At 35.9% G+C, this 15,481-nt stretch carries 17 protein-coding genes; 12 read left to right on the forward strand and 5 right to left on the reverse strand.

From position 1 onward, the window contains the following. Nucleotides 1–124 precede the first annotated feature (124 nt). From DRF61_RS00320 to DRF61_RS00330, 3 genes are all read right to left on the reverse strand, one after another. The gene (locus DRF61_RS00320) at nucleotides 125–736 is read right to left on the reverse strand and encodes a response regulator transcription factor (RefSeq protein ID WP_111952913.1); all 612 of its coding nucleotides are present in this window, start codon (nucleotides 734–736) and stop codon (nucleotides 125–127) included. Then, nucleotides 733–1,053, reverse strand: coding sequence for a hypothetical protein (locus tag DRF61_RS00325; RefSeq protein ID WP_111952916.1), 321 nt, complete (start codon nucleotides 1,051–1,053; stop codon nucleotides 733–735). Before DRF61_RS00325 ends, DRF61_RS00320 begins: the two co-directional genes overlap by 4 nt. Nucleotides 1,054–1,481: 428 nt before the next feature. Then, nucleotides 1,482–2,129: a DUF1349 domain-containing protein gene (locus DRF61_RS00330; RefSeq protein WP_111952919.1), complete on the reverse strand. Its 648-nt coding sequence runs from the start codon at nucleotides 2,127–2,129 to the stop codon at nucleotides 1,482–1,484. 81 nt (nucleotides 2,130–2,210) lie between these two features. Between DRF61_RS00330 and DRF61_RS00335 the strand changes: the two genes are divergently transcribed. The 12 genes from DRF61_RS00335 (at nucleotide 2,211) to chrI (ending at nucleotide 13,297) form a co-directional block, all read left to right on the forward strand. Further along, a complete protein-coding gene (locus tag DRF61_RS00335) occupies nucleotides 2,211–2,954 on the forward strand; it encodes a response regulator transcription factor (RefSeq protein WP_111952922.1) in 744 nt (247 codons plus the stop codon). 107 nt (nucleotides 2,955–3,061) lie between these two features. After that, nucleotides 3,062–3,418: a helix-turn-helix domain-containing protein gene (locus DRF61_RS00340; protein WP_111952924.1), complete on the forward strand. Its 357-nt coding sequence runs from the start codon at nucleotides 3,062–3,064 to the stop codon at nucleotides 3,416–3,418. 424 nt (nucleotides 3,419–3,842) lie between these two features. Further along, nucleotides 3,843–5,099, forward strand: coding sequence for an aminotransferase class I/II-fold pyridoxal phosphate-dependent enzyme (locus DRF61_RS00345; RefSeq protein WP_111952926.1), 1,257 nt, complete (start codon nucleotides 3,843–3,845; stop codon nucleotides 5,097–5,099). Nucleotides 5,100–5,105: 6 nt separating this feature from the next. Continuing rightward, on the forward strand, nucleotides 5,106–5,747 hold the full coding sequence (locus DRF61_RS00350) for a TetR/AcrR family transcriptional regulator (RefSeq protein ID WP_111952928.1): 642 nt from the start codon (nucleotides 5,106–5,108) through the stop codon (nucleotides 5,745–5,747). 97 nt (nucleotides 5,748–5,844) lie between these two features. Beyond that, entirely contained in the window at nucleotides 5,845–6,930 is a 1,086-nt protein-coding gene (dnaX, locus tag DRF61_RS00355; RefSeq protein WP_111952930.1) for a DNA polymerase III subunit gamma/tau, read from the forward strand. 2 nt (nucleotides 6,931–6,932) lie between these two features. After that, on the forward strand, nucleotides 6,933–7,541 hold the full coding sequence (locus tag DRF61_RS22845) for a hypothetical protein (protein ID WP_228452541.1): 609 nt from the start codon (nucleotides 6,933–6,935) through the stop codon (nucleotides 7,539–7,541). Between the two features lie 434 nt (nucleotides 7,542–7,975). Then, nucleotides 7,976–9,055: a chorismate mutase gene (locus DRF61_RS00365; RefSeq protein WP_111952932.1), complete on the forward strand. Its 1,080-nt coding sequence runs from the start codon at nucleotides 7,976–7,978 to the stop codon at nucleotides 9,053–9,055. Nucleotides 9,056–9,244: 189 nt separating this feature from the next. Further along, nucleotides 9,245–10,171, forward strand: coding sequence for a ribosome small subunit-dependent GTPase A (gene rsgA, locus DRF61_RS00370; protein WP_111952934.1), 927 nt, complete (start codon nucleotides 9,245–9,247; stop codon nucleotides 10,169–10,171). 597 nt (nucleotides 10,172–10,768) lie between these two features. Beyond that, nucleotides 10,769–11,185, forward strand: coding sequence for a nucleoside-diphosphate kinase (locus DRF61_RS00375; RefSeq protein ID WP_034707297.1), 417 nt, complete (start codon nucleotides 10,769–10,771; stop codon nucleotides 11,183–11,185). A 271-nt stretch (nucleotides 11,186–11,456) separates the two neighbouring features. Beyond that, the gene (gene chrA / locus DRF61_RS00380) at nucleotides 11,457–11,669 is read left to right on the forward strand and encodes an MNIO class RiPP chryseobasin precursor ChrA (protein ID WP_111952936.1); all 213 of its coding nucleotides are present in this window, start codon (nucleotides 11,457–11,459) and stop codon (nucleotides 11,667–11,669) included. Nucleotides 11,670–11,672: 3 nt separating this feature from the next. Continuing rightward, on the forward strand, nucleotides 11,673–12,767 hold the full coding sequence (gene chrH / locus DRF61_RS00385; RefSeq protein ID WP_111952938.1) for an MNIO family chryseobactin maturase: 1,095 nt from the start codon (nucleotides 11,673–11,675) through the stop codon (nucleotides 12,765–12,767). Beyond that, nucleotides 12,752–13,297 carry a chryseobasin maturation helper ChrI gene (chrI, locus tag DRF61_RS00390; protein ID WP_228452539.1) on the forward strand — a complete coding sequence of 182 codons (546 nt, stop codon included), beginning with the start codon at nucleotides 12,752–12,754 and terminating at the stop codon, nucleotides 13,295–13,297. Before chrH ends, chrI begins: the two co-directional genes overlap by 16 nt. Nucleotides 13,298–13,622: 325 nt before the next feature. Here the strand turns inward: chrI and rpe are convergent, their stop codons facing one another. Together rpe and chrP are read right to left on the reverse strand one after the other, a co-directional pair. Beyond that, nucleotides 13,623–14,273 (reverse strand): ribulose-phosphate 3-epimerase, encoded by a 651-nt coding sequence (rpe, locus tag DRF61_RS00395; RefSeq protein ID WP_111952940.1) that lies wholly within the window; start codon nucleotides 14,271–14,273, stop codon nucleotides 13,623–13,625. Nucleotides 14,274–14,398: 125 nt separating this feature from the next. Then, nucleotides 14,399–15,472 carry a chryseobasin maturation metalloprotease ChrP gene (gene chrP, locus DRF61_RS00400; protein WP_111952942.1) on the reverse strand — a complete coding sequence of 358 codons (1,074 nt, stop codon included), beginning with the start codon at nucleotides 15,470–15,472 and terminating at the stop codon, nucleotides 14,399–14,401. Between the last annotated feature and the right edge of the window lie 9 nt (nucleotides 15,473–15,481).

Consider the following 15,481-nt stretch of genomic DNA (forward strand, 5'->3'; position numbering starts at 1 on the left):
AATAAACCATTATAAATAAAATGAATACTGGAGAATAAGAATATTGCCATTTTCAAAGCAGCAAAATCCGAGGCCGGATATATTATACATTCAATTTCGGTTAAATTGGATGTTTTCCCGTATCCTAATGCATCATTTCATGTACTTTGATGAGCTCGGCGATATTCGAAACATTAAGTTTTTTAAAGATTCTTTTTTTGTAGGTACTTACGGTAGACATCTGAATGTCCAGTTTATTCCCGATTTCAAGATTTCCGGATCCTTTGGCCAGAAGTTTAAAGATTTCATATTCCCTTGAAGACAGCTTTTCTGCAGGATTACTTTTTTTATTCTGGATAATAAGCCCGATCAGTTCACTGGGATAGTAATAACCCTTCTGAATGACTGATCTTACAGCTTCCCGGATTTCTTCTTCACAACCCTGTTTGCTGAGATAACCTTCAGCACCTTCCCGAATATATTGTATCGCCACATCCTTACCATGTCCGGAAAAAACAAGGATTTTAAGATTTTCCTGGATACTTTTAAGCTCAGAAATCATTTTTTTATATTGTGTTCCCGGCATATCAATATCAAGAAGAAGGAGATCATAAAGGGTCTCAGATATCTGTTCTTTTACCTGGTCATAATTTTCTGCAAAATCTATTTTGAGCTTCGGATAGGCAGACTCTAAGACCAGAGCAGCTCCTGCTCTTACTACATAGTGATCATCAGCGATTAAAATTCTTTCATTCATATAAAATTTTTAATAGGAGTTGTTTCAACGAATACTTCCTTTGAAATACCTGCATTTGAATTTGATGTTAGCGGATATTTCAATTCCGTACCGGTGGTTATCGGGGTTAGTTTTTGATTATTTTGAAAGGTATGAAAGCGGAAGGTTGTGCTTGCGGTTGCTATAATAGCTGTAATTTTTTTTTGAACAGCTTCAGCAACGAGCCCTGTAAAATCATGATCATCCTTGACAATGGCTTTTGCATCATTATGCAGAAATCCGTTGTCAGTAATAAACCTCGTGAAAATATGACGCTGTTTGTAAATGCTTGAAAACATAATTACAAAAAACAAAGTCCGGGCTTTCATAAATACATAAATGATCTATGCTTTCCGCTTGATTAGGGCGAAAATTTATTAATAATAGTCATTATACAAGCCGAAGTTTTTTAAGTGTTGGGAATACTGAATGCATTTCTTTTCATTAATTTTTTTGTGTTTGATGTCTTGCCGTTAAAACAAGTTGAATTTGGACTGTAAAATTAGTAATTTTATAAACATAAATTACCATAGCGAGATGTATTTGATATGAATTTTATCTAATAACCAGACACATTAAGCATAATTTTATATTTTTTTTATCTTCATGCAGTGAAATAGTATGATTTTTTTAATCATAATGCTGCTCAGAAAAAAATTAAAACAAAAGCCTCCCCGAAAAAGGGAGGCGAATAAAAATTGACTGTATATTGAATAAAATTCAATCGCTATTTGTTATTTTCAAGCCATTTCAGCCTGCGCTGATCGGGAAGATGTTTTACCGTGAAGTTTTCAAAGGCTGCAGTAAAGCCGTTTCCATCCGGACAGGCAGCCATTAAGCCCACCATTACAGGAGTATTGTCCTGTAAATATGCATTGCGCATCATTGTATAATTCTTGTCATCAAAAGAATAAAATATTTCTACAGCATCCAGTCTTCTTACGGCTTTTATCCAGACTGCAGAAGGAGTGGTGTTTAGTGTAATAACACTCCAGTCGCTTGTTCCATGCGTAACTACAGTACTGAGGTTGTATTTACCATCTACGAATTCAATACCCGCCTTTATGTAGTTCTCTTTATCAGTCCTTAGCATAAGCCCTGTCTGGTCAAATCTTGTCTTATAGTTTCCACTGATCTTTACCTTCGCTTCAAATTCTCCGCCATAGGTCGTATAATAAAAAGGAGCATCATCTACTGTAAATCCATAATGGGAAATCCTCCAATAATCACTTTGTGGCGTAACATTCATTAGCAGGCTGTTGTTTTTAATTTCCCATTTTTCAGGCTCATTAAACCAGTTCATCTTTTCCAAAGTCTGTGAAAGCGTTTTCTCGGCCATAAGAACAGCGCAAAAACTTAAAATCAATCTCTTCATCCTCTTAGCTGGGTGTAAATTATTATTTTAGCAAAAGTATAATTATACCCATATTTCATCAATACTTATAAATAACCATTTATGGAAATCGTAGAAAAACTGAACAGCCGGCTTTTGGACAGATCATCTCAGAAATGCAGGCTTGATATAGAAGAGTATAAACAGAGAGCATCGATATATTCCCAGATGGAAGGTGCCATATCTGTTTTGAGCGACATGCAGGCAGATAAAAGTTATGTGTATAAATCTAAAGCTGCATGGGAATTAGGTTTAAGTATGGAGGAAAACCCGTCAGAGATCAATTCTATCTGGGAAGAAGAGATCATTAAAAAGATACATCCGGATGACCGGCTCAAAAAATATATCCATGAACTGCGGTTTTATGAAATGATGGATTCTATGGATACAGAGCTTCGGGCGGATTATTCTGTACTTTCTAAAATCAGAATGAAAGATAAAAATGATGAATACAGGTTTGTAAAGCACCGGATGTTCTATATTTATTCTCCGGATAACGGAAAGTTGAGATTTGCATTTTGTCTTTATCATATTGCGCTGGATCAGACGCAGCTTCAGGTTTCCGATTTTATGATCATTAATACAGCTAAAGGTGAAATTATTGTAAAAGATAAGCTCAACTATCAGAATATTCTCTCAAAAAGAGAGCTGGAAGTTTTAAAATATGTAGGCCAAGGCTATGCCAGTAAAGAAATAGCAGATTTTCTGTCTATAAGCATCAATACAGTAAGCAGGCACCGCCAGAATATCCTCGAAAAACTGAAAGTGAAAAATTCTGTACAGGCATTTAAAGACGGCTTTTATTAACGGTGGTTCTTTTATAGGGCAAACTCCGGAAAGTTCACCATGCCTTTTTTATTCTTATGCTTAATTTTATAGATTAAATTTTTACTATAAACAAATGATGATAACAAATGAAAAGAAGTGAAGAGATCACCAGGCAATATTTTGATTTTCTTGAAAAGCATATTCAGGATGTAATTACCGGAGCTGTTCAGGAATTTATGGAACTCAATGAAATTGCCGGCCAGCTTGCTGTTTCACATCAGCACCTCACGGATACTATAAAAAAAGAAAAAGGACAGCATCCGTGCTATTTTTATGATGAGAAAATCATAAACGAAGCCAAGGAGATAATAGCAAACTCAGATCGGTCTATTGCAGAAATTGCAAGAATGTTTACCTATGACCCGTCCAACTTCTCCAAGTTCTTTAAAAAGATGACAGGAATTACACCGGGAGCATTCAGAAATAAGAGTAGATTACAGTGATTAAGATTCAGTATTTTTTCCGTGACAGGACAAAATAGCATAAAAAAATTCCTTTTTATAATTCCTGGATTTTAATGAATTTTAACATCCAAAAAACATATCTGAAAAATAAGATTTTAATAATGAGACAATTGTGAAATATTTGTCCTTTTTTTGTGATTTATTTGAAAATAGTGATTTATTGTTGTATTTTTTTTGTTAAATTTAGATTCATTAAAAAAAATAACTAACCCTTGAAATACTCAACAGCTATATGGATAATAAAGTGATTTGATTATCAGATCATAAAGTAAAACGTCTTATATGATGTATAATATTTAATATAATTGATAGATTTTACAAGCTTTAAATAATCATATATTTGTTTCTTCAAACAACTAAAACATACACTAAACACTAACAATTAACACTAACAACATTAAGGATGAGTATCGATTTTGAAACAGCAACTTTTAAAGATTTTGAGAATATTTCAGATTATGATATTGCTCAAAGAGCTAATTATTTTTATGAATTCCTTGACCATATGAAATCCAGAGGTCATATGAATTACAGACTGAAAAATACTTCAGGAAGCAATGCAACATTAAATATAGATATTGCAAACCAAAATAAAAATTATGTAAGTTTTGTCTCCAGCGATTATTTAGGATTTACACAGCATCCTAAAGTTAAAGAGGCAGCAATTGAAGGAATTGAAAAATATGGAACAGGTACAGGAGCATCACCTCTGATAGGTGGATATTTTGATTATCATAATGCGATAGAAAAAAAGATTGCTGATTTTTTTGGAAGAGATGAGGAGGAGGTCATTTTGTTTACAACTGGATACGCCGCTAATAGCGCTACTTTACAGATTTTAATGCAGAAGGAAGATATCGCTATTTTAGACATGGGAGTACATGCCAGTGTACATGAGGGATGTGCTTTTACCAATAAAAAAACATTTCCGCACAATAATTTGGAAGCTTTGGAACATGTTTTGAAGGTATGTGAGAATACGTACCGTACAAAGCTGGTTATCTTAGATGGAGTTTACTCTCAGGAAGGGGACACTTCACGGGCTAAAGAAATATACGATCTTGTGAAAAAGTATAATGCTTATCTCATGGTAGATGATGCACATGGGGTAGGAGTGATGGGAAAAACCGGAAGAGGAGCTCTTGAAGACGACGGTTTATTGGATAAGATAGATTTTATAACAGGAACATGCAGCAAGACTTTTGGCAACCTCGGAGGATATGTGATTGCTAACAAAAAAATAACATCATTTCTTAAGTTCCAGTCCAGACAGCATATTTTCTCAGTAACAGCACCACCTTCTTCCTTCGGAATTTTAAAAGCAATTGATTTGATTGATGAAGAACCTTTCTGGAAAGATAAACTATGGGATAATATCAATTATTTTAAAACAGGGCTTAATGATCTAGGCTTAGATACCGGTATTACCTGCTCAGCTATTATTCCTGTGAAAATTGGAGATCAGAATAAAATGTGGGATATTGGGAGAATACTGCTTGAAGAAGGAGTCTATACAAACCCTATTATGTATCCCGCCGTAGCCAGAAAAGATGCACGTATCAGGATGACTGTAACAGCACGACACGAAAAAGAACATCTTGACAAAACACTGAATGTTTTTGATGATATAAATAAAAAATTGCATATTGCAAAAAAATAATAAATTATGCCCAGAAAAGTAGTCCAAGGCCCTATTAGGGACAAAGAAAAAACAAAACAAAAACTGCTGGCAGCAGTTGGTAAAATTTTGAGAGTAAAAGGTTACTCCGGTTTAAAAGTAAGTAAAATTGCAGCAGTAGCCGGGTTCGACAAGAAACTCATCTATGAGTACTTTGGAAGTACAGATAAACTTATTGATGAGTATATAAAATCCCAGGATTACTGGAGCAAGTTCAGCCCGGATATTGAGGAAGAAGTACAGGTTGGAAAAGGTAAAGAAGTCCTAATTCAGGGGATTCTTATGCAGTTTGAAAGTCTGAAGAAAAATAAAGAATTACAGAAAATTATTCTTTGGGAGCTTTCCGAAAGCAAGCCGATACTTAAAAATATACTAAAGCAAAGAGAAGATGTAGCGGCCAATCTATTTGAAAATGTTACGGATCCTTATTTCGGGGAAAACGCTAAAAACGTAAGAGCTATGTTAGCTTTAATAGCGGCTGGAGTTTATTACCTGAACTTGTTTCCTGCATACAATGGAACAGAATTCTGCGGTATTGATATGAGAACTGATGAAGGAAGAGCCGAAGTGGAGAAAGTGATCGTTGAGATTATAGAACACTACTACAAAACGAAAAAAGCAAAAGAATAATGATTAAAAGTTTTCCAATTTTCCGAAAATAAATTTTTGTTGATAATTTGAAAACTTTTAATTTTCAGATTAAAACTATATTTCTTATTTTTGACCAATGGAAAATTTTATCGTATCTGCAAGAAAATACCGCCCCCAGCAGTTTGATACTGTAGTAGGGCAATCTCATATTACAGATACCTTAGAACATGCTATTGGAGAAAATCAGCTGGCTCAGGCCTTACTGTTCTGCGGTCCTAGGGGTGTGGGTAAAACCACATGTGCCAGAATCCTGGCCAGAAAGATCAATGAAAAGGATGGTTCAGTTTCAGAAGACGGCTTTGCTTATAACATCTATGAATTAGATGCGGCATCCAACAATTCCGTGGATGATATCAGGGAGCTGATAGACCAGGTCCGCTTTGCGCCTCAGGTAGGTAAATATAAAGTCTATATTATCGATGAGGTGCACATGCTGTCTTCTGCAGCGTTTAATGCTTTCCTTAAAACCCTTGAGGAACCGCCGGCACATGCTATTTTTATTTTGGCGACTACAGAGAAGCATAAAATAATCCCTACTATTTTATCACGTTGCCAAATTTATGACTTCAAGAGAATTACCATTGAAGATATCCAGGGACATTTAAGAAACATCGCTCAAAAGGAAAATATCCAGTATGAAGATGATGCCCTGTATCTTATTGCCCAAAAAGCCGATGGTGCCCTAAGAGATGCGCTTTCTATCTTTGACAGGCTTTCTACATTTTCCCAGAAGAACATTACATTGGCCAAAGCTGCCGAAGTGCTTAATATCCTTGATTATGATCAGTACCTCAATATAGTGGACCTGGCCAAGGAGAACAAAATTCCAGAAACGCTTTTCGCTTTCAATGAAATTGTAAAAAAAGGCTTTGATCCGCATATTTTTATTGCAGGATTGGGAAATCATTTCAGAGACCTTATGATGGCCCAGAACGCCAGAACAATAGAACTTATTGAAGTCGGTGAGAGGACCAAGGTGAAATTCGTAGAGCAAAGCCAGAAATGGAATGCCCAGCAGCTCATTGACGCCGTCGAGATCTGTAACCATGCGGATATTAATTATAAGAACTCCAAAAACCCAAGACTTACAGTAGAAATTGCACTGATGCAGCTGTCTTCCCTGACAGCCAATTTAGGTGATACTAAAAAAAAAAGTTCTTAATATTGGCTCCGTTTCTCAGTGAGAAGCAGGAAGTAAAAATACAGGAGAAGGCTCCCGAAAAGAAAGAACCCGTAGCAGAACAACCCGTTCAACGGCTTGAAACCGTTCAGGAAACCACTGTAAAAACAACAAAACCTTTATCAAGACAGGGAATCTCTTCAGGTTTCAGCATCAACTCTTTCCTCAATAAAGAAGAAAAAGTAGAGAAAGAAGAAACAGTAGCTGTAAAAACAGAACATCTTCCCCAAAACCATTTCACAGATACGGACCTGCAGATGGAATGGAATCTGATGCTCAAACAGCTTCAGAAAAAAAACAGCTTTATCTTTAATGCTGTAAAAACATTCAAACTGATCAAGGCAGGAGAAAATACCATTAAAGTTCTGTACCCTTCAGATTCTGCCAAAGTTGAGTTTGATAAGATCGCCGGAGAATTTTTCAATCATTTTAAAACTAAGGTTCACAACCATGCTATTGAAATAGATTACCAGCGGGACTTTGACAACCTCAAAATTGAAGTGGTTACCAAAAGAAAAATATTCGAAAAGTTTATCGAAAAAAACCCGCTTTTAAAAGACCTTGATGATTTAATGAAATTTGACCTGACATAAATTATTGTATTTATCACAGTTTTTTTTTGTTAGATTGACTTTTTTTATATCTTTGTCAAAGATTTTTGTAAAAAATAAGTTTTTGACAAAAACAAATTAGATTTAAAAAACTAGACAACAGAAGTTTCAGACCCAAAGTGGAAAAATTATTCATCCCATATCTGTCTCATTTTGTACCCGCTGATTTCTTTAGCGGTTATTTTAGTTTTTCTGCTTTCTATTATAGAAATTTCAGAACGTATTATCGATTTTATTGGTACTGCTAACTGAATTTCTTTCCAAAAAATACAGGAGAATTAAAGTCCTTTTATTTTCCTGATTCCTTTAAAAAACTTTGAACGGCATTTTTTGAAAAGAATTATAAAAAATCAATTTTATAATCAAAGGACTATTGCTGTTAATTCAAGAAAAATAAAAACAATAAATTTAAAAATATGAATTTAAAAGATGTAAAAAACGAGTGGATCAACGAGCTTTCGCAGCCATTAATGATCGCAGGGCCATGCAGTGCGGAAAGTGAAGCTCAGATGCTTGAAACTGCTAGAAGGATAAAAGAAACCAATGCTCAGGTACCTATTTTCCGTGCAGGGATCTGGAAGCCGCGTACCAAACCGAACGGATTTGAAGGAGTAGGGGTTATCGGTCTGAACTGGCTGAAAAAAGTAAAGGAAGAATACGGATTCAAGACTGCTACAGAAGTAGCCAACGCCCACCACGTATTTGCAGCTTTAGAAGCAGATGTAGATGTCCTTTGGATCGGCGCGCGTTCTACAGTAAACCCTTTTACCGTTCAGGAAATTGCAATGGCTTTAAGGGGGACTGATAAGCCTGTATTTGTTAAAAACCCTGTAAACCCGGATCTTGCTTTATGGATCGGTGCGTTAGAGAGACTTTTAGGACAGGATATTAAAAATCTGGGGGTAATTCACAGAGGATTTTCAACGTACCAGAAAACAAAATACAGAAATAACCCGAACTGGCAGATTGCCCTTGACTTCAAAAGCCAGTTTCCTAATATTCCAATGCTGATAGATCCTTCCCACATCTGCGGAAACAGAACAGGTCTGGCTGATATTACACAGGAAGCATTCAACGTAGGATACCAGGGAGCAATTATTGAAACCCACTGCAATCCTGATGAAGCGTGGAGCGATGCTTCACAGCAGATCACTCCTGAGGTATTGGCAGAACTGATCGGAAACTTAAAAGTAAGAAATTCAGGTTTGGCAGGCTTCGACAATGAGATGGGAAGACACAGAACACTGATTTCTGATCTTGACTTCCAGCTGATCGAGCTTCTTTCCCAAAGAATGAAGATCTCCGAAAAGATCGGTAAGCTTAAAAAAGAAAATGATATTGCGATCTTCCAGCCTGAAAGATGGAAAGTGATCACAGAATATGCTACGCAGAAAGCCAGGGAAACTGGGATGTCTCAGGAATTTATTGAGAAAGTTTTCAAAGCAATCCACGAAGAATCTATTGAAGTACAAAATAGTATCATGATTGATAGATAATAGGATAATAATAGAAATTAGGGATTAGGGATTAGGAGCTGGAGAAACTTTCTTAAAGTTTTTACCCATATATAACATATATAAATAATGGAGCTTGAAATTTCATGGTCAGAGGAGAATTGTTAATATGTTTTCAACTATATCCTGAACCCTACTCCCTAATTCCTTATATTTGCATCCATATTATCTATGAAAGGAAAAATCATTAAATCTACAGGCAGCTGGTACCAGGTTATGGAATTCGAAACAGACAAAATTTTCGAGGCCAGAATCCGCGGCAAATTTAAATTGATCAAGACCAGACTTACCAATCCGCTTGCTGTAGGAGATTTTGTGGAATTTCAGTTAGAACAGGATGACATCGCTTGGATCACTAAAATAGAGCCGCGTACCAATTACCTGATCAGAAAATCCGTTAACCTTTCAAAAGAGGCTCATATCATTGCTTCCAATATAGATCTGGCCTGTTTTATTTTTACCCTGAAGCACCCGGAAACTTCACTTGGATTCCTTGACCGCTTTTTGGCATGCTGTGAAGCTTACAATATTACTCCATTGATTCTTTTCAATAAAATTGACGTTCTGAACGAAGAGGAAATAGAGCTTGTGAAAGATATTGAATTTCTTTATCAGGAAATTGGTTATGATACTTTGGAAATTTCATCCTACTCCAAACTCAATTTTGATCAGCTTCAGGAACTTCTTAAAGATAAAACTTCTGTTTTTTTCGGGCATTCAGGATGCGGAAAGTCTACACTGGTTAATGCATTACAGCCCGGTTTAAATTTAAAAACTTCTGAAATTTCAGACTCTCACCTCAAAGGAAAACATACTACAACTTTTGCCCAGATGCATTTTTGGGATTTTGGTGGTAACGTTATTGATACTCCCGGTGTACGCGAGTTTGCCATGATAGATATTGAAAAAGAAGAGGTGCAGCATTATTTTCCTGAGATCTTCAAAAAAAGGGAAGAATGTAAATTTCATAACTGTCTTCATATTAATGAGCCGAAATGTGCGGTTCTTGCTTCCCTTGAAACCGGAGAAATCCAATATTCCCGCTATGCCAACTATGTAAAGCTGATGGAAGAGGCTGAAGAAGCTTCCCAAAAATAGAACTTCCTCAGGTTTTTTATGTCTGTAACCCTGATTTTTAATAATATAAACTTTTGAGGTAATCCCGACCAGATACTTTAGCATAAAGCTTAAGCATTTATAATAAAATTTACATTTTTTACAGCTGTCAAAAAATGATTTTTTTTCTTAGAATAATATTTCCTTAGAATAAAAATGCTTCCACTTTTACAATAACTCTACTTTTTGTCTTAATTATTTTTGTCAAATATGACTATTTTGAGGAATTTGAATTCTGTTCAAAAATCAGTCATGAAAAAATATCAAAAAATTAATTTTATTTCATTGATTGCAATTGAAGCAATAAGATATTAATATGATTTTAATGTGGTTTTTAAATTATTAAATTCGCAATATAAACTTGATTTTATTGTAAATAAAAAACCCAGCCGAGGCTGGGTAAAAACTAATAACCATGAAAACTCAAATTAAACATGAGAATCGTAATAGAATTAACAATTACTGTGCCAAAACTTTTACGCCAATTCTTAATAAAAGTTATTTTTATGTTAAAAAAAAATTAAAATAAAAATGAAAGATATTTTTTGTAATTTTGCGGCATTAAAAAAATATACATTTATGTCTAACATTACATTCACTATGATTAAGCCTGATGCAGTAGCAGACGGACATATCGGTGCTATATTAGGTAAGATCGCTGAAGGAGGTTTTAAGATCAAAGCATTAAAATTAACTCAACTTACGGTTGCTGATGCTAAAAAGTTCTATGAAGTACATGCTGAAAGACCATTTTATGGTGAGTTGGTAGAATTCATGAGTTCAGGTCCTATCGTAGCTGCAGTTTTAGAAAAAGACAATGCAGTAGAAGACTTCAGAACATTGATTGGTTCTACAAATCCTGCAGATGCAGCAGAAGGAACAATCAGAAAAATGTTTGCAAGAAGCATCGGTGAAAATGCAGTTCATGGTTCAGATTCTGACGAGAACGCTCTTATCGAAGCTCAATTCCATTTTTCAGGAAGAGAGATTTTCTAAGAAAACCCACCTCAAAAAATATAAAACCAGAGAAGATTCTCTGGTTTTTTTATGCCAAAATGTCTGAAATGGCAGATTGTAAATCGTTGCAATATCTTTTTGAGATATAATAATAAGAAGGTCTAATTTTAGCGAAATGGATTAAATTCGAATACGATAGTAAAAGAGGAAAATTTTGATATAAATTCTGAAATAATCTCTAATAAATTGTTGTATTTTTAGCATTATCATAAACGGAATACTTATTGTAAACTCCTTGAAAAGAAATGTTATGAAAATTCCAGCATTAGTAATGGCCAGTTTATTAGCCGTAAGTGTATCAGGACAGGCTACGAAGCCGGTTAAGAAAGCGAAAAAACCGGTAAGTAAAATTAAAAAAACAGAATCTCCCAAGCCGATAAAAACAGCCGAGACTAAGTTTGTTCCGAAGAAAGATACTATTCTTAGAGGCGGTGGTTACTGTCCGGCCTGTGGAATGGGATAAGATATGAAAAAACCGTTGTTCGGATTATCTATGATGCCGGAAGCAGATTTTGTTTCCGCTATCCTTCCTATTCTGCAAAATAATTCTGTAGATGTATTGGAATGGTCTTTCGATACATTTTATGATGCACAGGAACCGGAATGGCTTTCCGGACTCTTGGATTTTTATTCAGCAAATAACAGGCTTCTTGGTCACGGTGTTTATTATTCTCTTTTTGATGCCAAATGGACTGAAAGACAGGAAGGCTGGCTTAAAAAATTAAAAGAGGAGTTCAGACATAGAAAATACAATCATATTACCGAGCACTTCGGATTTATGAATACTGAAAATTTTCATCAGGGGGTTCCATTGCCCGTACCACTTCATCCTAAAACACTTCAAATAGGGAAGGACAGGCTCAAAAGGCTTCAGGATGCTGTAGAAATTCCTGTCGGAGTAGAAAATCTTGCCTTTTCGTTTTCCATAGATGATGTGAAAGAGCAGGGAGATTTTCTTGATAAACTTATAGAAGATATTGACGGTTTTCTTATTCTTGATCTTCATAATATCTACTGCCAGTCATGGAACTTTGAGATCAGTATGCAAGAAATTATCAGACTGTATCCTTTGGAAAAGGTGAGGGAAATTCATCTTTCAGGTGGAAGCTGGCAGGACAGTGCTTACGGAAAAAAACCGGTAAGAAGAGATACTCATGATGAAAGCATTCCAGAAGAAATACTAAATATACTTCCTGAAGTTTTATCCCAATGCCACAATCTGGAATACATCATTATTGAAAGACTGGGGCATACGTTAAATACAGATTCAGAGAAAGATGCTTTTTTTGATGATTTTAACCGTGTAAAAAAGATCATCCAAGCTTCAGATTCTCTCCCAGGGAATAAAAGGGTTTGGCATAAAAAAAATGAAGAATCTTCAGTACCTCTTGAAGATCTGCTGTTGTATGATGAGCAGACTGAGCTAACTAAAATGCTGTTTGATGGAATCCAGATTCATTCTGTAAAGAAACATGATTTTCATTATTTTAAACCTGAAAACTGGGATGAAGAAATGATTACGACTGCACAGCAAATTATCAAAAAATGGAACCCTTACTAATGACTTTTTTCAATACATCACAAATCAAAATATATGAAATGACAACGGTATTTTTACTAATTACGGCCGTGCTTACGGCTTTGATCGCCGGGCTCTTCTATGCCTATTCATGTTCTGTGGTTCTGGGATTGGGAAAACTTTCTGATACGGAATATTTAAGGGCCATGCAGAGTATCAACCGCGAAATCCTTAATCCTGTGTTTTTTATGAGCTTTATGGGAACTGCTGTATTGCTTCCGTTAACTACTTTTCTGTATAGGGGAGAGCAGCCGGGGTTTCTTTTTCTTTTGCTGGCAACTGCCGCTTATCTGATAGGTGTTTTTGGAGTGACGGTTGTTGGAAATGTCCCTTTGAATGATATGCTGGATCAATTTGATATCAGTAACTCAACAGCAGAAGCAGTTAAACAGATGCGGGAAAGTTTTGAGAACAGATGGAACCTTTTAAATAACATCAGAACTGCATTTTCGGTAATAAGTATTGTTCTGGTCATCTGCGCATGTATCTGGAACGGGGAATTACCCAAATAATTTGATCTATGCGTAGAAATACTTAATGGTGAAATTCAGTATTTATACGGATGTCTTATATATGATTTTATTTGCAAATTTACATCAGCAATAGCACAAGGAATATTAAGCATTTAAAGTTTTAAGACAAAAACTAATAACCACATAAGCTCAAATTCCGCAAGAAGAAGGCAGTCTCCCAAGGGCTGCCTTTTATTTTTTAGACTGTTACCTCAAAGGAGTATTTTATTGATGCTCTACTTAATGTAATAAAAGATCCAGACTCGTCTTAAAGAAGAAAGGCAGCGGATGAAGCTGCCTTTTATGTGAGATCAATCTGAAGAGATTAGATCTTCAGCAATTCGATTGTTCTTTCAGGACTTTCTGCAGAGAAAACAGCATTTCCTGCTACCAGGACGTCTGCTCCCGCTTCGAAAAGTTTTGAAGCGTTGTCTAGATTAACTCCGCCATCAATTTGGATAAGCGCTGTGGAATTATTGCTCAGGATAAGATCTTTAGTCTCCGCAATCTTTTTGTATGTATTTTCAATAAATTTCTGACCCCCAAATCCAGGGTTTACACTCATTAAAAGAACAAGATCTACATCAGCAATGATATCTTCAAGCATCAGTACAGGAGTGGAAGGATTTAAAACAACCCCTGCCTTTGCCCCTCTGCTCTGGATATGGTGAATCGTTCTGTGAAGATGTGTGCATGCTTCATAATGTACAGAAATAAGGTCTGCACCATGATTGATGAATTCATCCACATATTTTTCAGGCTCTACGATCATCAAATGGACATCCACAAATTTTTTGGCATGCTGCTGTACCGTTTTCATTACAGGAAAGCCAAATGAAATGTTGGGAACAAATCTTCCGTCCATCACGTCAATGTGGAACCAGTCTGCCTGGGAATTGTTCAGCATTTCAATGTCTCTTTGCAGGTTCCCGAAGTCTGCGGATAAAAGGGAAGGAGCAATAAGCTTAGTTTTCATTTTTACTTTTTATTAGATATTTAGAGCCAAGAACCAGGAGCCAAGATCGGAACTAAGCGGATATTAGCTATCCTTATTGCTTGATTTTAAGCGTCTTGAATCTTGTGTCTTGCATCTTGATTCTCTTAATGATACTTCAATTTCATTTCCGGCTTAATCTTCAGAAGGGTTTCATAGATCAGCTGGATTACATTGCCTACATCTTCTTTAGACACCATTTCTACCGTGGTATGCATATAGCGCAAAGGTAAGGAAATTAATGCACTTGGTACTCCGCCGTTAGAATGCGCAAAAGCATCGGTATCTGTTCCTGTTGCTCTGCTTGAGGCAGCTCTTTGGAAAGGAATCTTTTTAGCTTTTGCTGTATCAATGATCAGTTCTCTGATGGTATGATGAATGCTTGGAGCAAAGAAGACCACAGGTCCGTCACCACATTTCTGATCGCCTTCTTTTTTCTTTTCAATCATTGGAGTGGTGGTGTCGTGGGTAACATCTGTTACGATGGCGATATTAGGTTTAATGGTGTCAGCGATCATATCTGCCCCATAAAGTCCTACTTCTTCCTGTACAGAATTCGTGATATACAATCCGAATGGAATTGTTTTTTTGTTTTCTTTTAAAAGTCTTGCTACTTCCGCAATCATAAAGCCCCCGACTCTGTTATCCAGTGCTCTGCAGACAAAATACCTGTCGTTCATTTCAAAGAATTCATCCGGGTAAGTGATCATGCATCCTACATAAATTCCCATTTCCTCAACTTCTTTTTTGGAAATGGCTCCACAGTCGATAAAGATATTCTCAATTTTCGGGGCCGGTTCGTTCTGGTTGGTTCTTGTATGGATTGCAGGCCATCCGAATACGCCCTTTACTATTCCTTTTTCACCATGAATATGAACAACTTTTGAAGGAGCTATCGTTTGATCTGAACCTCCGTTTCTAATCACGTAGATCAATCCTTCATCTGTAATGTAATTCACATACCATGAGATCTCGTCAGCATGGGCTTCAATAACTACTTTAAATTCAGCATCGGGATTGATTATCCCATAGCAAGTTCCGTAATGATCTATTTCTATTTTATCTACATACGGTCTGATATAATCCATCCAGATTTCCTGGCCTTTGTGCTCGTAACCTGTTGGTGAAGAGGTGTTTAAGTATTTTTCTAAAAATTTCAAAGATTTCTTTTCAAATTTCATAAAAGGGAA

This window comes from Chryseobacterium lathyri (genome assembly GCF_003290185.1).
GTDB classification, from domain to species: Bacteria; Bacteroidota; Bacteroidia; order Flavobacteriales; family Weeksellaceae; genus Chryseobacterium; species Chryseobacterium lathyri.